Annotated in this window: 17 protein-coding genes, 3 tRNA genes and 1 pseudogene; 13 read left to right on the top strand and 8 right to left on the bottom strand. The window is 73.1% G+C overall.

Features of this window, described 5'->3' with window-relative positions:
• Window positions 1-270: 270 nt before the first annotated feature.
• Complete coding sequence (locus ACLFMI_RS26195; RefSeq protein WP_410950632.1) at window positions 271-711, bottom strand: hypothetical protein; 441 nt, start codon at window positions 709-711, stop codon at window positions 271-273.
• A gap of 26 nt (window positions 712-737) precedes the next feature.
• Between ACLFMI_RS26195 and ACLFMI_RS26190 the strand changes: the two are divergent.
• Together ACLFMI_RS26190 and ACLFMI_RS26185 are read left to right on the top strand one after the other, a co-directional pair.
• Window positions 738-884, top strand: a pseudogene (locus ACLFMI_RS26190) (tyrosine-type recombinase/integrase); the annotation flags it as partial.
• A 163-nt stretch (window positions 885-1,047) separates the two neighbouring features.
• Window positions 1,048-1,740: a tyrosine-type recombinase/integrase gene (locus ACLFMI_RS26185; protein ID WP_410950631.1), complete on the top strand. Its 693-nt coding sequence runs from the start codon at window positions 1,048-1,050 to the stop codon at window positions 1,738-1,740.
• 77 nt (window positions 1,741-1,817) lie between these two features.
• On the opposite strand, the gene ACLFMI_RS26180 is transcribed toward ACLFMI_RS26185, so the two are convergent.
• The 5 genes from ACLFMI_RS26180 to ACLFMI_RS26160 all read right to left on the bottom strand — a co-directional run bounded on the left by ACLFMI_RS26180 (window position 1,818) and on the right by ACLFMI_RS26160 (window position 3,964).
• Window positions 1,818-1,891 (bottom strand) — tRNA-Phe (locus ACLFMI_RS26180).
• Between the two features lie 31 nt (window positions 1,892-1,922).
• Window positions 1,923-1,996: transfer RNA gene (locus ACLFMI_RS26175), tRNA-Asp, on the bottom strand.
• A gap of 35 nt (window positions 1,997-2,031) precedes the next feature.
• Window positions 2,032-2,104: transfer RNA gene (locus ACLFMI_RS26170), tRNA-Glu, on the bottom strand.
• Window positions 2,105-2,232: 128 nt separating this feature from the next.
• Window positions 2,233-2,451 (bottom strand): hypothetical protein, encoded by a 219-nt coding sequence (locus tag ACLFMI_RS26165; RefSeq protein ID WP_410950630.1) that lies wholly within the window; start codon window positions 2,449-2,451, stop codon window positions 2,233-2,235.
• Window positions 2,452-2,659: 208 nt separating this feature from the next.
• Window positions 2,660-3,964, bottom strand: a complete 1,305-nt coding sequence (locus ACLFMI_RS26160) for a GDSL-type esterase/lipase family protein (RefSeq protein WP_410950629.1) — start codon at window positions 3,962-3,964, stop codon at window positions 2,660-2,662.
• A gap of 263 nt (window positions 3,965-4,227) precedes the next feature.
• On the opposite strand from ACLFMI_RS26160, the gene ACLFMI_RS26155 reads away from it, so the two are divergent.
• From ACLFMI_RS26155 to ACLFMI_RS26125, 7 genes are all read left to right on the top strand, one after another.
• Window positions 4,228-6,117, top strand: a complete 1,890-nt coding sequence (locus tag ACLFMI_RS26155) for a propionyl-CoA synthetase (RefSeq protein WP_410950628.1) — start codon at window positions 4,228-4,230, stop codon at window positions 6,115-6,117.
• A gap of 200 nt (window positions 6,118-6,317) precedes the next feature.
• On the top strand, window positions 6,318-6,605 hold the full coding sequence (locus ACLFMI_RS26150) for a hypothetical protein (RefSeq protein ID WP_410950627.1): 288 nt from the start codon (window positions 6,318-6,320) through the stop codon (window positions 6,603-6,605).
• Between the two features lie 81 nt (window positions 6,606-6,686).
• Entirely contained in the window at window positions 6,687-6,878 is a 192-nt protein-coding gene (locus tag ACLFMI_RS26145; RefSeq protein ID WP_410950626.1) for a ferredoxin, read from the top strand.
• Between the two features lie 87 nt (window positions 6,879-6,965).
• Window positions 6,966-8,597 (top strand): acyl--CoA ligase family protein, encoded by a 1,632-nt coding sequence (locus ACLFMI_RS26140; RefSeq protein ID WP_410950625.1) that lies wholly within the window; start codon window positions 6,966-6,968, stop codon window positions 8,595-8,597.
• Between the two features lie 49 nt (window positions 8,598-8,646).
• Window positions 8,647-9,876 (top strand): MFS transporter, encoded by a 1,230-nt coding sequence (locus ACLFMI_RS26135; RefSeq protein ID WP_410950624.1) that lies wholly within the window; start codon window positions 8,647-8,649, stop codon window positions 9,874-9,876.
• Window positions 9,877-10,019: 143 nt separating this feature from the next.
• Window positions 10,020-11,009, top strand: coding sequence for an ATP-binding cassette domain-containing protein (locus tag ACLFMI_RS26130; protein ID WP_410950623.1), 990 nt, complete (start codon window positions 10,020-10,022; stop codon window positions 11,007-11,009).
• A complete protein-coding gene (locus ACLFMI_RS26125) occupies window positions 11,006-11,824 on the top strand; it encodes an ABC transporter permease (RefSeq protein WP_410950622.1) in 819 nt (272 codons plus the stop codon). Before ACLFMI_RS26130 ends, ACLFMI_RS26125 begins: the two co-directional genes overlap by 4 nt.
• Window positions 11,825-11,944: 120 nt before the next feature.
• On the opposite strand, the gene ACLFMI_RS26120 is transcribed toward ACLFMI_RS26125, so the two are convergent.
• Window positions 11,945-12,796 (bottom strand): DUF72 domain-containing protein, encoded by an 852-nt coding sequence (locus tag ACLFMI_RS26120; RefSeq protein ID WP_410950621.1) that lies wholly within the window; start codon window positions 12,794-12,796, stop codon window positions 11,945-11,947.
• Window positions 12,797-13,027: 231 nt separating this feature from the next.
• On the opposite strand from ACLFMI_RS26120, the gene ACLFMI_RS26115 reads away from it, so the two are divergent.
• Window positions 13,028-13,834: a serine hydrolase domain-containing protein gene (locus tag ACLFMI_RS26115; protein WP_410950634.1), complete on the top strand. Its 807-nt coding sequence runs from the start codon at window positions 13,028-13,030 to the stop codon at window positions 13,832-13,834.
• Between the two features lie 773 nt (window positions 13,835-14,607).
• On the top strand, window positions 14,608-18,585 hold the full coding sequence (hrpA, locus tag ACLFMI_RS26110; RefSeq protein ID WP_410950633.1) for an ATP-dependent RNA helicase HrpA: 3,978 nt from the start codon (window positions 14,608-14,610) through the stop codon (window positions 18,583-18,585).
• Between the two features lie 23 nt (window positions 18,586-18,608).
• Here hrpA and ACLFMI_RS26105 read toward each other — a convergent pair whose 3' ends face one another.
• Window positions 18,609-18,956 carry a hypothetical protein gene (locus ACLFMI_RS26105; RefSeq protein ID WP_410950620.1) on the bottom strand — a complete coding sequence of 116 codons (348 nt, stop codon included), beginning with the start codon at window positions 18,954-18,956 and terminating at the stop codon, window positions 18,609-18,611.
• Window positions 18,957-19,029: 73 nt separating this feature from the next.
• Between ACLFMI_RS26105 and ACLFMI_RS26100 the strand changes: the two genes are divergently transcribed.
• The gene (locus ACLFMI_RS26100; RefSeq protein WP_410950619.1) at window positions 19,030-19,416 is read left to right on the top strand and encodes a VOC family protein; all 387 of its coding nucleotides are present in this window, start codon (window positions 19,030-19,032) and stop codon (window positions 19,414-19,416) included.
• Between the two features lie 89 nt (window positions 19,417-19,505).
• On the top strand, window positions 19,506-20,708 hold the full coding sequence (locus ACLFMI_RS26095) for an acyl-CoA dehydrogenase family protein (RefSeq protein ID WP_410950618.1): 1,203 nt from the start codon (window positions 19,506-19,508) through the stop codon (window positions 20,706-20,708).
• The last annotated feature ends 8 nt before the right edge of the window (window positions 20,709-20,716 follow it).

The raw sequence follows: 20,716 nt of genomic DNA, 5'->3' as shown, positions 1-20,716 counted from the left end.
GGGCGGCGATGCGTCCGAACCGGGACTTGCGGGGGCCGCGTGAACATGCAGGCCGAAGTGCTCGGAGAGCTCGCGACACAGGTTGACCCTGCGAACGCTGTTGCCGTGCACGTCGAGTCCGGGGCGAACACCCCGAGGCCGAAGTTCCATCCCGTCAGTGTGAGCCCGTCGGCTCAGCGGACCCGGAGGAACACTGCCCGCAGGGTTCCGGCCGGTAGTGGGCACCGAGCCCATGGGGCTGGCAGGCGGCTGGGGTGGTCGGCGGTGTGGTCATTGCTTGACTCGGGGTCGGCGCAGTCTGCGTGGCAGCACGGTCTGTGTCGGGTGGTGGCTGTGTTGGGTGCCGCGGGCTTCGCGCAGGTGCCGCAGGTGCTCGCTGAGCGCTTCTTGTGGGGCGCGGCGGGCGCCGCGTCCGGCGGGCCGGTCGAGCAGTGCAGGGTCGAGTCGTGCTGGCTCGAGCTTGGCGGTGGGTTGTGCGCTGGTGCTGGCGCGCATCCGGCCAATCTGCACGGCGCGGATCTCCCCGAGGCGCCCGCGCCAGGGCCGTAGCCGGGCCCCGATGATCCGCAGCGGGTCGCGGGCCCCGGAGGTCAGGTCGCCGCGGCGGATCTCGGGTCGGTCGGGGTGGTACTCCAGGGCGTGGAGCAGGCCGGTGACGGTGGCGCCGGCGTCCCACCAGGGTTTGAGCAGGGCCCGGGCCCGCCACGGCATCCCGATGCCGACCCAGAGCTGGAGGGGTGAGCGAGTACCTCGCGTACTGGCTGGAACACGTCGTCCGGCCGAACAACAAGCCGAAGACGCACCAGGGCTACGAGGTCGTCGTCCGAGTGCACATCATCCCTGTGCTCGGCACCAAGCGGCTCACCGCGCTGCAGGCCGCCGACGTTCGCCGGCTCCTGACAACAGAACCGCTGCCGCTGCTGCGCCGAGGAGATCGACGCACGGCGTCCGGAGAAGAGCCGGCGCTGCTGCGCGGTCGGCCGGTGCTGCGACACCTACCCCTCGGCCCGCACGCTGCAACAGGTCCACGCCGTTCTGCGGAACGCGATGCAGAACGCCGTCCGCGAGGAGCTGGTCACCCGCAACGTCGCACAGCTCGTGCGGGTGCCCTCGCCGAAGTACAGGGTCAACCGGGGCATCGGCGCCGAGCAGGCGCACGAGCTGATCGAGGCCAGCCAGGACGACCGGCTGCACGCGCTCTACGTCCTCACGCTCTACCTGGGAATGCGCCGCGCCGAGCTGCTCGGGCTGCGCTGGTCGGACGTCGACCTGGACACCGGCCACCTGGAGATTCAGCAGACGCTCCAACGCGTGGACGGCGAGCTGCGCTTCGTTCCGGCCAAGACCGACGCCTCGGAACGCACACTCCCGCTCGTCGGGCGGTGTCGGGAGACGCTGCGCAAGCACCGCGCCGGCCAGCTCTGGGAGGCCTCGGAGGCCGGCGACACGTGGCAGGACCACGACCTGGTGTTCCCGAGCCGTGTCGGCACGCCGATGGAGCCGGACAACCTGCGCCGCTCCTGGTACCCGCTCCGGAAGAAGATCGGCGCGAGCACCACCCGGTTCCACGATCTGCGCCACACGTGCGTCACGCTGCTGCTGAACCTCGGCGTGCCGCCGCACGTGGTCCGTGAGATCGCTGGTCACTCCGACATCGGCGTCACGATGAAGATCTACGCGCACGCGTCGCTGGAGGAGAAGCGAGCCGCGGTGCGCAAGCTCGACGGGAGGATCGGATGACCGCGTTGCCGTCACCGTTGCCGTCAAGCGGCATGATCGAGAAGAAGAACCGCGGAGAACCCGCTGGTAGGAGAGGGTGGCCAGGGGCGGGGTCGAACCGCCGACCTTCCGCTTTTCAGGCGGACGCTCGTACCAACTGAGCTACCTGGCCCCGGCCTCCGGAAGAACTCCGGAGAGTGGAGCGACCCAGACGGGACTCGAACCCGCGACCTTCGCCGTGACAGGGCGACGCGCTAACCAACTGCGCCACTGGGCCTTGCTCGGACACCATCGTAGACGACAGTCCCCGCGTACCCCCAACGGGATTCGAACCCGCGCTGCCGCCTTGAAAGGGCGGAGTCCTAGGCCGCTAGACGATGGGGGCTTGGTCGGCCCCGCAGGACCGGCCTTCACCCTCAACGGCTGTCCGTTGGGAGCGGTGAAACCATACGACATCGCCGGGAAGGGCCGGACAGCCACCCCCCTGTGCCCACGTCGCAGCCGGTCAGGACCTCAGCGCGCGACGGGCGGCGGCTGATCGGGATTCGCCGAGAGCAGCCCGAGCATGTCGAGCAGCTCGCGCAGGTCCTCGGAATCCGACGAGTTCTCGGCCACGACCAGGCGCGCCTTCTGCACCTGATCGTCGGACACCCGGAACGCGTCTGCGGCGTTCCGCGGCGCCGGGATCGCTCCGGTGCCGTCTTCGGTGCTGCGCCTCGCCCCGATGGTCATAAGGCCTCCCCGTAGGCCGTCGGGCGCCGTGCCCGACCCCCGCTCGGCCGGGGGACGCGCCGCGGTGCCGGTGCTGCCGGTACCACCACGTGCCGTGGCTGTGACCAAGACGTTACCCATCGCGAGGTGAGCCTGCACCCCCCTTCCCGGGTGACGGGTGATCACCGAACGCGGCAGCGATACACCCGGATGCCGGGAACTCCGCCGGTCACCCCTCGTCGCGGCAGGGACTCCCGGAGAGCACCTCGAGCGGCACGGCGGTCGCCAGCGCCCGATAGCCGGAGGGCGACAGGTGCAGCCCGTCCCCCGAGTCGTAGTCCGGGCGCAACCGGGACCGGTCGGGCGGGTCGGCCAGCACGGCCGCCGCGTCGATCACCCCGTCGGCGTAGCGCGGACCGTCCGTGCGGATCCGGTCGTTCACCCGGTCCCGGGCCTCGACCGACTCCGGGGCGTCCCGCCCGCCGCTGGTCGACGGCGGGACCGTGGCCAGCAGCACCCGCAGCCCGGCCGCGCGCGTCCGGTCCGCGAACTCCTGCAGGCCGCGGGCGAGCTCGTCGCCGCCTGCGCCGGCGCCGATGTCGTTCGTGCCGATCAGCAGCAGCACGTCGCGGACGCCCGCCACCTGCGTCACGTCGACGTCGAACCGGCGTAACGGCGAGTCCCCGCCGGCCGGCGGGTCGTTCTGCAGCAGCTGGTTGCGGGACAACCCGGCGTTGAGCACGGTCATCACGCGGGGGCCACCGGCGGCGTCGAGCCGGGCCGCCAGCTGGTCGGGGAAGCGGTCGTCGCCGTCCGGAGTGCTGCCGACGCCGTCGACCAACGAGTCCCCGATCACCAGCAGGCCCGCCTGCGGACGGCCGGCCAGCACGTCCACCCCTGCCAGCAGCGGCCAGGACTGCAGGGTGGTGTCGAAACCGTCCGCCACCGGCGCGGCGGTGCGGTCCCCCGGCCCGGACAACCACGCCGTCCGCATCGCCACCGGGTGCGAGCTGATCGTCGCGGGCACCTCGGTGAGGTACAGGCTCAGCACGACGGTGTCGCCGCGCCGGACCTCGCCGGGGACCGGATCGGTGCGCAGCTGCGCCCCGGGCGGCAGCGTGGCGTCCGGCCGGTCGCCGAACCGGATCGGCGTCGGGACGCCGGGAGCCCCGCCGGCAGCGGTCGTCGCGACGGTGGCGGCGCCGATCCGCAGCGGCCCGTCACCGTGCCGGTTGGACAACCGCAACCGCAGATGCGTCCCGTCGGCGCGGACCCGCACCGCCATCCGCAGCGTGCGCCCGGCGAGCTGGTCACCGGGAACGGCCTGCTGAGCTGCGTGCCAGCCGGCGACCCAGGCGGGCCCGCAGTCCGGCGTGGCCGCCGCCACCGGCATCAGCTCCCGGCCGCAGCCGGCCGGCGCGAGGGTCCCGAGGATCGCCAGCACCGCGGCGAGCGCAGCCGGGCCGCGCGCTCTCCGGCCGCACCCGGCCCGGCCGTGGGTGCCGGAGGTCACGGAGCCGAACCGCACGCGCATGCCACTCCACCCGTCCCGGCCCCGGTCCGCCTCCCGGCCGGGATCCCGCACGCGCTGTGTCGACGGGTCACTCGATCACGTTACGTACACAGCCGGTCACGCCCCGACCGGCTGTTGGAGAGCGACGAGCGGCCCCTCCGCACGGCCGGGCGCACGGGACCGGGACGCGGGAAAAGCTGCGAACCGTCGGTGTCACCTCCTACTGTCGTGCCCCACACGTCGCGGCGGCGCCAGCCGCCCGGACCAGAGGAGGCCGGATCCCGGTGGGCAGCTACGAGGAGATCTTCCGATCCAGCGTCGAGGACCCTGCGGGGTTCTGGCTGCGCGCGGCGTCCGACCTGGACTGGCACGTCGCTCCGACCCGGGCGCTGGACGAGTCGAACCCGCCGTTCTACAAGTGGTTCCCGGACGGCGAGCTCAACGTCGCGCACAACGCCCTGGACCGGCACGTCGACGCCGGGCACGGCGAGCGCGCCGCGCTGATCTACGACTCCCCGGTCACCGGCACCACGCGCACCTACACCTACGCGCAGCTGCGCGACGAGGTCGCGACGTTCGCCGGGGTGCTGCGCGACCAGGGCGTCGGGCACGGGGACCGCGTGGTGATCTACATGCCGATGGTCCCCGAGGCCGCGATCGCGATGCTGGCCTGCGCCCGGATCGGGGCGATCCACTCGGTGGTCTTCGGCGGGTTCGCCGCCAAGGAGCTCGCGGTCCGGATCGACGACGCCGCCCCGACCGTCATGGTGTCCGCGTCCTGCGGGATCGAGGGCAAGCGGGTGATCGAGTACAAGCCGCTGCTGGACAAGGCGATCGAGCTCGCGACCCACAAGCCGGCCAGGAACGTCGTCCTGCAGCGCCCGCAGGCCGAGGCCTCGATGGGCGCCGACGACGTCGACTGGGCCGCCGCCGTCGCCACCGCGACACCGGCCGACCCGGTCCCGGTGGCCAGCACCGACCCGCTCTACGTCCTCTACACCTCGGGCACCACCGGCAAGCCCAAGGGCGTGGTCCGGGACTGCGGCGGCTACGCCACCGCGCTGGCCTGGTCGATGCCCAACATCTACGACGTCGGCCCCGGCGAGACGATCTTCACCGCCTCCGACGTCGGCTGGGTCGTCGGGCACTCCTACATCGTCTACGCGCCGCTGCTGGCCGGCGCCACGACCGTGCTCTACGAGGGCAAGCCGGTCGGCACGCCGGACGCCGGGCAGTTCTGGCGGGTCGTCGCCGAGCACGGGGTGAAGTCGCTGTTCACCGCGCCCACGGCGTTCCGGGCGATCAAGAAGGAGGACCCGGACGGCGAGTACACCGGGCAGTACGACCTCTCCGGCCTGAAGTACCTGTTCCTCGCCGGGGAGCGGCTCGACCCGGAGACCTACCGGTGGGCGGCCGACCTGCTCGGCATCCCGGTGATCGACCACTGGTGGCAGACCGAGACCGGCTGGCCGGTCGCGGCCAACCCGGCCGGGATCGAGCTGCTCGACATCAAGCCCGGCTCCCCGACCCGGCCGATGCCCGGTTGGGACATCGAGATCCTCGACGAGACCGGCAGGCCTACCGAGACCGGCGTGGACGGCGCGATCGTGGCCAAGCTGCCGCTGCCACCCGGCGCGTTCCCCACCCTGTGGAACGACGAAGAGCGCTACGTGAACTCGTACATGAAGGCGTTCGAGGGCTACTACCTCACCGGGGACGGCGGCCACCTCGACGAGGACGGCTACGTCTTCGTCATGGGCCGCACCGACGACGTGATCAACGTGGCCGGGCACCGCCTGTCCACCGGCGGGATGGAGGAGGTCCTCGCCTCGCACGCCGACGTCGCCGAGTGCGCGGTGATCGGCGTCGCGGACACCATGAAGGGCCAGGTCCCGCGTGGTTTCGTCGTGCTCAAGGCCGGAGTGGACGGCACGGCGGAGGGCTACGAGGACCGGCTGCGCGACGATCTGGTGGCGATGGTCCGCGACCAGATCGGCGCGGTCGCCTCGCTCAAGGACGTGGCGATCGTCCCGGCGCTGCCCAAGACGCGCTCCGGCAAGGTCCTCCGCAAGACGATGCGCGGGATCGCCGACGGCGCCGACGAGCCGGTGCCCTCCACCATCGACGACGCGACGGTGCTCGACACCCTGCGCTCGGTCCTGCGCCGGGAGTGACCGGAGACGGGCAGGCCCGCGCGGCCCTGCTCGCTGCTCCGGCCGCGGCGTCCGGGGACGCCTTCGGGTGGTCCGCGCGGACCAACCTTGACCCGACCGGTCCAAGCGGGTAACGGGCCGCCCTCGCCCTGCGATCTTCCGTCGACGACCGCACCGCTCCCCGCCCCCCGCGCGGTCGTCGACCGACGTGGAGGTTCGCCGTGGACGGCTCGCGCACCCGGCTGCTCGCCCTGACCGCCCCGCTGCTTCTCGGCCTCGTCCTGGGCGTCGCGGCACTGCTCGCGGCCCCCGACACCGACCGGGCCGTCCCCGGCGTGCTGCACGGCGACCTGACCGGTTCGGCCCGGACACTGCCCTCCGGGCCGTCGGCGCTGGTGTTCCCGCGGACGACGCCGCCCGCCCCGGCGCTCGAGGCCGCGACCGGCGCCGCGCCCGAACCGGCCCCGGAGCCCGCCCGGACCGCGACCCGACCGGACGACGCTCCCTGAGCTCCGGAGTAGGTGAGCATAACCGCAGTTCAGGGCGCCCTCAGTGCTGCGGCGGGGGCCGGCCGGGAGCACCATTGCCGCATGAAGGTCCACGTGGATTTCGACCGCTGCGAGAGCAATGCGGTGTGCATGGGGGTCGCGCCCGAGGTCTTCGAGGTGCGCGACGACGACTATCTCTACATCCTCGACGAGAACCCGTCCGAGGAGCTCCGTCCCCAGGTCGAGGAGGCGGTGCGCGGCTGCCCGAAGGCCGCGATCTCGATCGAGGACTAGCGGCACCGCGGCCGGGCCGGTTTGCCCCGGGGGGTGCGCGGCGGCGAGGATCGCTCCCGCCGTGCACCGCCTGCGAAGGAGCCGACCGTGACCGCCGCCACGACCGCCCAGCCGGACGTCTGGACCACCCCGCTGACCCCGCTGGCCTTCCTCGGCCGATCCGCCGACGTCTTCTCCGACAAGACCGCGATCGTCTACGGCGACCGCCGGCACACCTACGCCGAGTTCGCGGCCGAGGCGACCCGGGTGGCGCACGCGCTGCGGGCGTCCGGGGTCGGACCCGGCGACCGCGTCGCGTACCTGCTGCCGAACGTCCCGGAGATGCTCGTCGCGCACTTCGCGGTGCCGCTGGCCGGCGCGGTGCTGGTCGCGATCAACACCCGGCTGTCCACCGACGAGGTCCGCTACATCCTCGACCACTCCGGCGCGACGGTGCTGGTCGTCGACAACGTGCTGTACGAGACCGTCCGCCCGGTCGCCGGCGACCTGGCGACGGTCACCGAGATCGTCACGGTCACCGACCCGGCCGCGCCCGGCGACGGCGTCGGCTCCGGCGTCTCCTACGCCGACCTGCTGGGCCGCGGCTCGGACGACCCGCTGCCCTGGGCGGTGGACGACGAGCGCGGCACCATCACGATCAACTACACGTCCGGGACCACCGGCAACCCCAAGGGCGTGGAGTACCACCACCGCGGGGCGTACCTGAACTCGTTCGGCGAGATCGTGCACTCCACGCACACCCCGGACAGCGTCTACCTGTGGACGCTGCCGATGTTCCACTGCAACGGCTGGTGCACGCCGTGGGCGGTGACGGCGATCGGCGGCACCCACGTCTGCCTGCGCGAGGTGCGCGGCGACGTCATCTGGGGACTGATCTCCGAGCATCGGGTGACCCACCTGAACGGGGCGCCCACGGTCGTCACCACGATCATGAACGCGCCGGAGGCGGTCACCCTCGACCGCCAGCTGACGATCACCACTGCGGGCGCGCCGCCGTCGCCGACGACGATCCTGCAGATGGAGCAGATGGGCTTCCGGATCGTGCACGTGTACGGCCTCACCGAGACCTACGGGCCGTACTCGGTGAACCAGTACCAGCACGCCTGGGACGACCTCGATCGTGAGGAGCGCGCGCGGCTACAGGCCCGGCAGGGGGTCGGGATGATCTGCGCCGACCGGTTGCGGGTGGTCGACGAGCAGATGGCCGACGTCCCGCGCGACGGCGCCACGATGGGCGAGATCGTGATGCGCGGGAACAACGTCATGAAGGGCTACCACCTCGACCCGGACAAGACGGCCGAGGCGTTCGCCGGCGGCTGGTTCCACTCCGGTGACCTCGGCGTCGTGCACCCGGACGGCTACGTCGAGCTGCGCGACCGGGCCAAGGACGTGGTGATCTCCGGTGGGGAGAACATCTCCACCGTCGAGGTCGAGCAGGCGCTCGTCTCGCACGACGCGGTGCTGGAGGCGGCCGTCGTCGGCGTCCCGGACGAGAAGTGGGGCGAGGTCTGCAAGGCCTTCGCGGTGCTCAAGCCGGAGCACAGCGCCGAACCGCAGGAACTGATCGACCACGTGAAGACGAGGATCGCCCGCTACAAGGCGCCGAAGTACCTCGACGTCGTCGACGAGCTGCCCAAGACCTCCACCGGCAAGGTGCAGAAGTTCGAGCTCCGCGAGAAGGAGTGGGCCGACCAGGGCGGGTCCCGCATCCGCGGATGAGTCACGTCCGCTCGTACCGGGGCGGTCGACTCGGTTAGCGTTGCTCATCGTGAGCATCGCGACAGAGCCGCGTTCCGGCACCGGTCCGTCCGCGTTCCGGGTGGCGGCCGGTGCGGTCGCGGTGACGACGGTGTCGGTGCTGCCGGTGTTCCTCACCGGCGCGCTGTCCGTGCAGCTCTCCGCCGACCTCGGCTTCGACCCGTCCGGGCTGGGCCTGGTCGTGGCGCTGTACTTCGGCGTCAGCGCCTGCTGCTCGCTGCCGGTCGGGATGCTCGTCGAGCGGATCGGATCGCGGGCGACGAGCCGGATCGCGGTGCTCGGGTCGGCGGTGCTGCTGGCGGCGCTGGCGCTCGGCGCCCGGTCCTACGGCTCGCTGGTGACGCTGCTGCTGTGTGCATCGTGGTGCAACGTGATGGGCCAGCTCGCGTCGAACCTGACGCTGGCCCGGTCGGTGCCGCAGCGCCGGATGGGCCTGTCGTTCGGGGTGAAGCAGGCGGCGATCCCGACCGCGACCCTGCTGTCCGGGATCGCGGTGCCGGCGATCGCGCTGACCGTCGGGTGGCGCTGGGCCTACGCGCTCGGCGCCGTACTGGCGCTGGCCGCGCTGGCCCTGTGCCCCCGGGAGGACGCAGGCCCGCAGGCCAGGCCGGCGAAGGGTGACCGGGCGACCTCGGCACTCGCGGTGATCGGCGCGGCCTCCGGGATGGCCGCGGGCACCGCGACCGCGCTGGGCGTCTTCCTGGTCGCCTCCGCCGTCGAGCGGGGCGTCGATCCCGGCCTGTCCGGGCTGGTGCTGACGATGGGCAGCGTCGTCGGGCTGAGCATCCGGCTGTTGCACGGCTGGCTCGCCGACCGCCGGGAGGAGGCGTCGCGGAACGCGCACGCGCGGGGCGGAGCCCGGCGCGGCAGCGGGCACGTCGCGGTGGTGTCCGCCAGCCTGGCCGCGGGCGCGATCGGCTTCGGCCTGCTCGCGGTGCCGGGCACACCGGCGCTGGTGATCGGCACGGTGCTGGCGTTCGGGCTGGGCTGGGCCTGGCCGGGGCTGCTGCAGTTCGCGGTCGTCCGGCTCAACCCGTCGGCCCCGGCCGCGGCGACGGCGGTCGTGCAGGTCGGGGTGTACGCCGGCAGTTTCGCCGGGCCGATCGTGTTCGGCTGGCTGGCCGCGCACGCGTCGTTCCCGGTCGCCTGGACGGTGAGCGCCGGCGTGATGCTCGCCGCCGCCGCGCTGATGCTGGTCGGGCGCCGGATGCTGGTCGCGCACGCGCGCCGGTCCGCCTGACGCCGCCGCCGGGGCCGGGACCGCAGGCCGGAAACGGGTTCGGACACTGTCAGGGGTCTCGGGCAGGCTGGTCCCTGCTCGACCCACCCGCGGTGTCCCGCCCGGGTGGGCGGCTCTTCCTGAGAGAACCCGCGGGGGTACCCATGCCGGACGCGATCCGCGCCACCGGGCTGGTCAAGCACTACGGCTCCGTACGCGCGCTGGACGGGGTCGACGTCTCCGTGCCGGAGGGCACCGTGCTCGGGCTGCTCGGCCCGAACGGCGCCGGGAAGACCACGGTCGTCCGCGTCCTCACCACGCTGCTCGAACCCGACGCGGGCGCGGCCACGGTGGCCGGCGCCGACGTCCGGGCCGACCCGGCGGCGGTGCGGCGGCGGATCGGGCTCTCCGGCCAGTACGCCGCGGTCGACGAGTACCTGACCGGGTTCGAGAACCTGGAGATGGTCGGGCGGCTCTACCACCTGGGCCGGCGGCGGGCCCGGGAGCGGGCCCGCGAGTTGCTGGCCGACTTCAGCCTCACCGAGGCCGCGGACCGCCCGGCGCGCACCTACTCCGGCGGCATGCGACGGCGGCTGGACCTGGCCGGCGCGCTGGTCGCCGACCCGCCGGTGCTGCTCCTCGACGAGCCCACCACCGGTCTCGACCCACGCAGCCGCAACGACCTGTGGGACGTGATCCGCCGCCTGGTCGCCCGGGGCACGACCGTGCTGCTGACCACCCAGTACCTGGAGGAGGCGGACGCGCTGGCCGACGAGATCGTCGTGATCGACCACGGCCGGGTGATAGCCCGCGGCACCGCCGACCGGCTCAAGGCCCAGGTCGGCGGGGAACGCCTGCAGGTGACCACGAGCGCCGTGACCGACCTCGAGCCCGCCGCCCGCCGGCTCGGCCCGCTCGGCACCGGCGAACCGGCGCTGGACCGGCACCGGAGATCGCTGACGATCCCGGTGACCGGCGGGGTGGCCGTGCTGCGGGACGCGCTGGACCGGCTGCGCGAGGCCGGCATCGCCGTCGACGACGCCGGGCTGCGCCGCCCGACGCTGGACGACGTGTTCCTGACTCTGACCGGCCATCCGGCGGAGGACGAGCCGCTCGCCGAGCAGGCAGCGGGCCCGGAGCGGGTGACGTCGTGAACGCGGCCGCCACGATGCTCGCGGACGCCTCGGTCGTCGCCAAGCGGAACCTCATCAAGATCAAGCGGGTGCCGGACCTGCTGGTCTTCACGACGCTCTCGCCGATCATGTTCGTGCTGCTGTTCGCCTACGTGTTCGGCGGCGCGATCGACCCGACCGGCGGCGGGGCCGGATACCGGGAGTTCCTGATGGCCGGCATCTTCGCCCAGACCGTGATCTTCGGGGCGACCAACACCGGCGCCGGACTGGCCGAGGACGTCAAGAAGGGGATCATCGAACGGTTCCGGTCGCTGCCGATGGCCCCGTCCGCGGTGCTCACCGGCCGGACGCTGTCGGACGTGGTGAACAACGTGCTCGTCCTGGTGGTGATGTCGCTGACCGGGCTGCTGGTCGGCTGGCGGATCCACACCTCGTTCCTCGAGGCGCTCGGCGGGTTCCTGGTGCTGCTGGTGTTCGCCTACGCCTTCTCCTGGGTGATGGCCTGGGTCGGGCTGCTGGTCCCGAGCCCGGAGGTGGTCAACAACGCGTCGTTCGTCGTGATCTTTCCGCTGACATTCCTGGCGAACACGTTCGTCCCGCTGGACACCCTGCCCGCCCCGCTGCGCGTGTTCGCCGAGTGGAACCCGGTCTCGGCGGTCACCCAGGCGGCACGCGAGCTGTTCGGCAACACCGACGCCGTCGCCTCGGCGATGTCGGCCTCGCCGGCCTGGCCGCTGCAGCATCCGGTGCTCTACACGCTGATCTGGTCGGTCGTCGTGGTCGCGGTGTTCGGGCCGCTCGCGGGCCGGCAGTACCGGCGAGCCGCGAGCCGCTGACCCCACCGACCGGCCGGCCCCGGACCCCATTTCGCACCATGGCTCCACAACGCCGTCCGTAGCGCGTCCCCACGGGCGTCGAGGCTGCACAACGCTGTCCGCGGGCGTCCCGGCGGGCGTTCAGCGCAGGCGCTCGAGCAGGGCCTGCGCGTCGAACGGGGCGTGCACCTTCATGTCGTTGTCGAAGTAGCACACGACGTCGTGTCCCGCCCCGGCCCAGCCGTGGATCCGCTCCGCCCAGGAGTCCAGCGCTTCCGCCGGGTACCCGCCGGCGTACAGCTCGTCCTGCCCGTGCAACCGGACGTAGACCAGGTCGGCGGTGACCTCGTCGAACACCGGCCAGGTCCCGGCCGAGTCGGAGAGCACCAGCGCGACGCCGTGCTCGCGCAGCAGCGCGGTGAACGCCGGGTCCCGGAACGACTCGTGCCGGGGCTCGACGGCATGCCGCAGCGGCCGGTCGGCGTCGGTCTCGGTGAGGGCCCGCCCGGCCAGTCGCTCGTCGTGCCCGGTGGCGAGCTCGGCGGCGGCCGTGGTGGTCCGCGGCAGCAGGGACAGGAACTCCGCGACGCGGCCGGCGTCGAACCGCATCCGCGGCGGTAGCTGCCACAGCACCGGCCCGAGCGTGCGTCCGAGCCCGAGCACGCCGGAGGCCAGGAAGTTCGCGAGCGGGGTGGCCGCATCGCGCAGCTGCTTCAGGTGGGTGACGAACCGCGGTCCCTTGACCGCGAACACGAAGTCGGCGGGCACCTCGGCCGCCCACGCGCGATAGCTCTCCGGGCGCTGCAACGAGTAGAACGACCCGTTGATCTCGATCGAGGTGACGTGGCGGGACAGGTACTCGAGCTCCCGGCGCTGCACCAGCCCGGACGGGTAGAACGTCCCGCGCCACGGCGGGTAACGCCAGCCGGACGTCCCGACCAGGACCCGGCCGCGCCGCCGCAGCTCGGCACCGTCCGCCGGGATGCTCGCCATCGCCCATCTTCCTGCTCCGCTCCCCGTCGGCACGCGACGTCGACCCGGGTGAACGCCGTCCTCCCGGCGTCGTCGATCGACACGCCGACCAACCGGGGGTGGCTGAACGACGCCGCCTCGACCCACGCCGTCGCGACCACGGTGATCGCGAAGGTCGTCGCGTTCGGCTGCCAGAATGGGTGGCATGTGCACTCGACCGCTCCGCACGCCGTGACCGAGCTCGCTCCGGCGGTGCGTCGGGTCCTGGACTGGCCGGTCGACCACGTCGCCGCCCACGTCGTCTCCGCGGACGGGGCCGTCCTCGCCGACGCCGGTGACACCGCCCGCGAGTTCCCGCTCGCCTCGGTCACCAAGCTGCTCTCGGCCTACGCCGTGCTGGTCGCGGTCGAGGAGGGTGCCGTCGGCTGGGACGACGCCGCCGGCCCCGAGGGCTCGACCGTCCGACACCTGATCGCGCACACGTCCGGACTGGCGTTCGACACCGACAAGGTCCAGGCCGCTCCGGGCGAGCGACGGATCTACTCCAACACCGGCTTCGCGGTGCTCGCCGACGCCGTCGCCGAGGCGACCGGGATCGGTTTCGCCGACTACCTGCACCAGGCCGTCTGCGAGCCGCTCGAACTCACGCACACCCGGCTCGAGGGGGCGGCCGGGGCCGGGGCAGTGTCGACCGCGGACGACCTGGCCCGCTTCGCCGCCGAGCTGCAGGCGCCGGAGCTGCTCGACGCGCGCACCGTCGCCGAGGCCACGAGCGTCGCCTACCCCGGTCTGGACGGCCTGCTCCCGGGCTACGGGCGGCAACGCCCCAACGACTGGGGACTCGGCATGGAGATCCGCGACGAGAAGTCCCCGCACTGGACCGGGCTGGGCTCCTCCCCCCGCACCTTCGGCCACTTCGGGCAGTCGGGGACGTTCCTGTGGGTGGACCCGGACGCCCGCGCCGCCGCCGTCGTCCTCACCGACCGGCCCTTCGGCCAATGGGCGATCGACGCCTGGCCCCCCTGGACCGACGGCGTCCTGGAGGCGCTGAGCCGCTGACGTGCGCCGTGAGGGGTGCATCAGCGCAGGTCGATATCCGATCGCAGCTCTGGTGTACCCGCCACGAGCTGGTCACGGGAACACCACGCCCGTGCCACGGCCGGCACCGGAACGATCCGGCTGCGGCGGGAATGATCCGCCCACCCCTCCCGTTGGAAGGGGAGTCCGAGCCGGGCGACCGAGTCCCCGGGCCGCATCAGATAACCGCCGCCGCGGAATACCGTCCGGCTGGAGCCGCGGTGTGCCACTCGCCGCGAGGCGACCGGCGCCCGGTTCGGACCCTCATCCCGTCCCGAAATCCGATTGCCGCGCGGGTGCGCGCCCGATCACCATGGTCGGCGTCCGGCACCCGCCGCACGACCAGGCACACTGAGCAGACGATGTCCAGCGATCCCGCCCAGTCCTCGAACGACCGACCCGACCGCGGGGCCGGTGCCGCCGAGCAGCCCCGCCGTCACCGTTGCCGGCCGGATTCTCGTCAGAACGACATCGACCCGTCGGCCACCACTCAGCCGACATCCACCGACCAGGCCGCTGCGCAGGTCGCCCCCGGGACGGAGGGCGCCGCGCGCGGCCGCCCGGCCCGCGGGCAGCAGCGCCGACCGCGCCGCCGCGGGCCGCGGGGCCGGAGCGCTGCCGTCACGGCGCCCGGCCCCGACCAGCCCGGCCGTCGCGGCCCCGACCGCGGCGGCCCCGACCGCGGCGGCCCGGACCGCGACGGCCCGAAGGGAGCCCGCCGACCCCTCGAGGACGACGCGCCGCCGGTGCCCCCGCTGACCGACACCGAGCTGGCGGCACTCCGCGAGCAGGTCGACGACCTCGGCCCGGCCGAGGCCCAACGGCTGCGCGGGCGGCTCGAGCGCTCCCGCGACGCCCGCGCCCAGCACCGGGTCGCCGACGCCGTCGCGCACGCCGAGCACCGGGTCGCCCGCCGCCGCGCCGCGCTGCCGGACGTCAGCTACCCGGCGACGCTGCCGGTCTCCGCGCGCCGGGACGAGATCGCCCACGCGATCCGGGACAACCAGGTGGTGATCATCGCCGGGGAGACCGGGTCCGGGAAGACCACCCAGCTGCCGAAGATCTGCCTGGAGCTCGGCCGCGGCGTGCACGGCATGATCGGGCACACCCAGCCGCGGCGGCTCGCCGCGCGCACGGTGGCCGCCCGGATCGCCGAGGAACTGGACGTCGAGCTGGGCGGCGCGGTCGGCTGGAAGGTGCGATTCACCGACCAGGTCGGTGACTCGACCCTGGTCAAGCTCATGACCGACGGGATCCTGCTGGCCGAGCTGGCCGGCGACAAGGACCTGCTCGGCTACGACACGCTGATCATCGACGAGGCGCACGAGCGCAGCCTCAACATCGACTTCATCCTCGGGTACCTGACCCGACTGCTGCCCCGTCGTCCGGACCTCAAGGTCATCATCACCTCGGCGACGATCGACCCGGAGCGGTTCGCCCGGCACTTCGGCACCGCGCAGGCCCCGGCGCCGACCGTCGAGGTCTCCGGCCGGACCTACCCGGTCGAGATGCGGTACCGGCCCGTCGTCGACCCGGACGATCCGGACGCCGACCCGGACCGCCAGCTCGACGACGCGATCGGCGACGCCGTCGTCGAGCTGCAACGCGAGGGCCCCGGCGACGTGCTGGTCTTCCTGCCCGGCGAACGGGAGATCCGCGAGGCGGCCGACGCCCTGGAACGCCGGAACCTGCCGGGCACCGAGATCCTCCCGCTCTACGCCCGGCTCTCGACGGCCGAGCAGCAACGGGTCTGGCAGTCGCACTCCGGCAACCGGGTGGTGCTCGCGACCAACGTCGCCGAGACGTCGCTGACCGTGCCGGGGATCCGCTACGTCGTCGACACCGGCACCGCGCGCATCTCGCGGTACTCGCGCCGGCTCAAGGTGCAGCGGCTGCCGATCGAGAAGATCTCCCAGGCGTCGGCGAACCAGCGGGCCGGCCGCTGCGGGCGTACCTCCGACGGGATCGCGATCCGGCTGTACTCCGAGGACGACTTCGATGCCCGCCCCGAGTTCACCGACCCGGAGATCCTGCGGACCAACCTGGCGTCGGTCGTGCTGCAGATGATCGCGCTGGACCTGGGCGAGATCTCGGAGTTCCCGTTCGTCGAGCCGCCGGACCGGCGTGCCGTCACCGACGGCCTCGACCTGCTGCACGAGCTCGGCGCGCTCCGGCCGGACCGGCGCTCGCTCACCGCCGTCGGGCAGTCGCTGTCCCGGCTTCCGGTGGACCCGCGGCTGGGCCGGATGCTGGTCGAGGCGAACCGCAACGGCTGCCTGCGCGAGGTGCTGGTGATCGCCGCCGCGCTGTCGGTGCAGGACCCGCGCGAGCGGCCGGCCGAGCAGCGCCAGGCGGCCGACGAGCGGCACCGCCGGTTCGGTGTCGACGGGTCGGACTTCCTGGCCTACCTGCGGCTCTGGGATCATCTGAACGAGCGCCGCGACGCGCTGACCGGCAACAAGTTCCGCCACGAGCTGCGCGAGGACTTCCTGCACTACCTGCGGGTGCGCGAGTGGTGGGACCTGCACGGCCAGCTCCGCCAGGCGGCGCGCAGCTCGGGGATGGACCTCAACGACCGGAACCCCGACTGGGCGGAACACGCCGACCGCATCCACCAGTCGGTGCTCGCCGGGCTGCTCTCCCAGGTGGGTATGCAGGATCCGCTCGCGGAGAAGAGGGGCGACGGCACCCCGAAGAAGGAGCGCAAGGGCCCGAAGGAGTACCTAGGCGCCCGCGGTGCGAAGTTCGCGATCTGGCCCGGCTCCGGGATCGCGAAGAAGCCGCCGCGCTGGGTGATGGCCGCCGAACTCGTCGAGACGACGAGATTGTGGGCGCGCACCGTCGCCCCGGTCCAGCCGGAGTGGATCGAGCCCCTCGCCGCACATCTCGTCAAGAAGACGTATTCGGAACCGCGCTGGTCACGCAAGCGCGGCTCCGCCGTCGCGATCGAGCGGGTCACCCTGCACGGCCTGCCGCTGGTCGCCGATCGGACCGTCGCCTACGGGAAGATCGACCCCGAGGTGAGCCGGGATCTGTTCCTGCGGCACGCGCTGGTCGAGGGCGACTGGGAGACCCGGCACCCGTTCTTCCACGCCAACCGCGAGCTGCTCGACGACGCCGAGGAACTCGAGCACCGGGCCCGGCGCCGGGACCTCGTCGTCGACGAGGACACCCTGTTCGCGTTCTACGACGAGCGCGTGCCGGCCGACGTCGTCTCCGGGAAGCACTTCGACCGGTGGTGGAAGCAGGAGTCGCGGCAGCACCCGGAGCTGCTCGACTACACCGAGGACCTGCTCGCGACCGAGGCCGCGAAGCAGGTCGACCGGACCGCCTACCCCGACCACCTCGACGCCGGCGGGCTGACCCTGCCGCTGTCGTACGCGTTCGAGCCGGGCCACCACACCGACGGCGTGACCGTCGACGTGCCGGTGGCGGCGCTGCACCAGGTCGACCCCACGCCGTTCACCTGGCAGGTACCCGGCCTGCGGGAGGAGCTGGTCACCGCGCTGATCCGGACGCTGCCCCGGAACCTGCGCCGCAACTTCTCCCCCGCCCCGGACCACGCCAGGGCCGCGCTGAGCCGGTTGGCGGGACACACGGACGAGCCGCTGCTCGACGGGCTGGAGCGCGAGCTCGGCCGGATGCGCAACGTCGCGATCCGGCGCGAGGACTGGGAGCTCGAACGCCTGCCCGAGCACCTGACCGTCACCTTCCGGGTGCTCGACGAGGCCGGCACCGAGCTCGCCCGCGACACCGACCTGGACCGGCTGCGCCGCCGGCTGGCGCCCGAGGTGCGCGAGGAACTGGCCGCCGCAGGCACCGAGGTCGAGGCCACCGGCCTGACCGGCTGGACGATCGGTGAGCTGCCCCGCGAGCTGCCGATCCAGCGCGGGACGCACGTCGTCACCGGCTACCCGGGCCTGCTCACCCGGGGTGCGCAGAGCAGAGCGGTGGACGTGCGGGTGTTCGCCACGGCCGCCGAGCGCGATCCCGCGCACCACCGCGGGGTGCGGCGGCTGTTGCTGCTCACCACCCCGAACCCGGGCAAGCAGGTGCAGCGCGGCCTGGACAACCGTGCCCGGCTGGCGCTCTCGCGCAACCCGCACGGCTCGCTGGAGGCCCTGCTCGACGACTGCGCCACCGCCGCCGCCGACCACCTGATGAACCGTGGCGGGGGCGACCCGTTCGACACCGCGCAGTACGACCGGCTCGCCGAGCTGCTCCGGATGCGGCTGCCCGCGACCACGCTGCAGGTACTCGACGCCGTCCGCGGCGTCCTGGAGACCTGGCACTGGGTCGGCGGGCAGCTCACCGACCTGCGCGGCTCGGCCACCCGGGACGGCGTCGCGGACGTGCGGGCGGTCATGGACCGGCTGGTCGGCGCGGGCGGGCGCACCGGGCACGACCCCGGCTTCGTGACCTCGGCCGGCGCGACCCGGCTCGGCGACCTGCAGCGCTACCTGAAGGCGCTCGGGCTGCGGCTGGACAAGCTGCACGCCGACCCCGAGCGGGACGCCCGCTGGACCGCGGAGATGGCACCGGTGGAGGCCGAGTACCGGGGGCTGCTCGCCGCGCTGCCCGAGGGCACGGAGCCCTCGCCCGCACTGCGCGAGATCGGCTGGATGATCGAGGAGCTGCGGGTCTCGCTCTACGCGCACCCGATGAAGACCCGGCATCCGGTGTCGGTCCAGCGGGTCGAGCGGGCGATCGACGAGCTGCCGCCGCCGGCGTAGCGCGGCTGCCCGGCCGCCCTGCGCTACCGGATCTCGTCGGCGGGCGGGAACTCGGTGATGCGCTCGTCGCCGACCGGCGCGAGCTCCAGGTAGCTCGGCCGTCCGCCGTCGACGAACAGCAGGAGCAGCGCCCCGGCGACGCCGGCGACCAGCACGATCCGCGGACCGCCTGCCGTGCCGGGCCGCTCGTCGACGACCAGCTCGATCGACGGGCAGGTGCCGCACCCGCACCGGTCACCGGCCCGGATCCACGGGACCAGTTCGAGCCATTCCCGCCGGTCGGCGTCCCCGACCACGCCGTCGTCGGGCACCCCACGCTCGATCATCGCGACGAGGGCGGCGGACTCCGGCTCGGTGAGGGCTCGACTCACAGGTCCGAACGGTAGCCGACGCCGCCCCGGCGCGACCCCGGAAAGTGTCGAGGATCGGGTACATACTCGGCCCATGAGCACCGACGCACCCATCGCCACCTTCTCGCTGTTCGCGCTCGACTGCCCCGACCCGCGCGAGCTCGCGCGGTTCTACTCGCGGATCACCGGCTGGCCGGTGGCCGAGCCGGCCCACGACGGCTGGGTGGAGCTCGACGCCGGCGGCTCCGGCGCGACGCTGGCGTTCCAGAAGATCAGCGAGGGTGCCTTCACCGCACCGGAGTGGCCCGGCCAGGTGCACCCGCAGCGCGGGCACGTCGACTTCGACGTGCCGGATCTCGACGCCGGCGAGGCCGCCGTGCTCGCGATCGGGGCCCGCAAGCACGACGTTCAGCCGGCGCCGGACAACTTCCGGGTCTTCCTCGACCCGATCGGACACCCCTTCTGCCTGGTCAGAGAGTGATCGTCCAGCGCCGGCGCGGACCGCCCGGCGCAGCGTCCCGCGGGGTGTGAGGATCGGTCGACGATGCCGACGGCGAGGGGGCCGCACCGATGACCACACCGACCACCCCGTACACCGAGCTCGGCGAGGCCCTCGGTACCGACTTCTTCTCGGTCCGCGACCAGTTCACCGACGAGCAGTGGCAGCTCTTCACCGCCACCCGCTCGTTCGTCGACACCGAGGTCCTCCCCGACATCAACGACTACTGGGAGCGGGCGGAGCTGACCTGGCACCTGTTCCGCCGGCTGCCCGAGCTGGGGATCGTCGGCGAGGACATCTCCGGGCACGGCGCGGCCGGGATGAGCCCGCTCGCGCTCGGCCTGGTGCACATGGAGCTGCACCGCGGGGACGGGTCGCTGGGCACCTTCCTCGGCGTGCACGCCGGCCTGGCGATGAAGGCGATCGACATGTGCGGCTCCGACGAGCAGCGGGCGCGCTGGCTGCCGTCGATGTCGGCGCTGGACGCGCTGGGGGCGTTCGCGCTGACCGAGCCGCACCACGGGTCGGACTCGGTCGCGCTGGAGACCACCGCGACCCGGGACGGCGACGGCTGGGTGCTGAACGGCTCCAAGCGCTGGATCGGCAACGGCACCGTCGCCGACCTGGTGATCGTCTGGGCCCGGGACACCGATTCCGGCGACGTGCTCGGCTTCGTCGTCGAGACCCCGGCAGAGGGCTACTCGGCGACCGTCATCCCGGGCAAGGTCTCGCTGCGCGCGCTGTGGCAGGCCGACATCACCCTGGACGGCGTCCGCGTCCCGGACGAGAACCGGCTCGCGCACGCCCGGACGTTCACCGACTGCGCCGCGGTGCTCGCCACCACCCGTTCCACCTGCGCCTGGATGGCGCTCGGGCACGCCACCGCCGGCTACGACGCGGCACTGAGCTACGCGATGGCCCGCGAGCAGTTCGGCAGCCCGATCGCGAGCTTCCAGATCGTGCAGGACCGGCTGGTGAAGATGCTGGCCGACCTCACCGGGATGCAGCTCTACTGCATGCAGATGGCCAGGCTCGCCGAGGCCGGCAAGCTGTCGCCGACTGTGGCGGGGCTGGCCAAGATGCACAACACCCGCACCGCCCGCAGGGTCCTGTCCGAGGCCCGGGATCTGCTCGGCGGCAACGGGATCCTCCTGGAACACCACGTGGTGCGGCACTGGGCCGACATCGAGTCCATCCACACCTTCGAGGGCACCGAGTCGATCCAGACCCTGATCGTCGGGCGGGACATCACCGGGATCAGTGCCTTCACCTGAGCCAGGGC

The sequence above is a fragment of the Pseudonocardia nantongensis genome (assembly GCF_046546495.1).
Taxonomy (GTDB): Bacteria; Actinomycetota; Actinomycetes; order Mycobacteriales; family Pseudonocardiaceae; genus Pseudonocardia; species Pseudonocardia nantongensis.
This window is presented reverse-complemented; position numbering and strand designations above follow the sequence as displayed.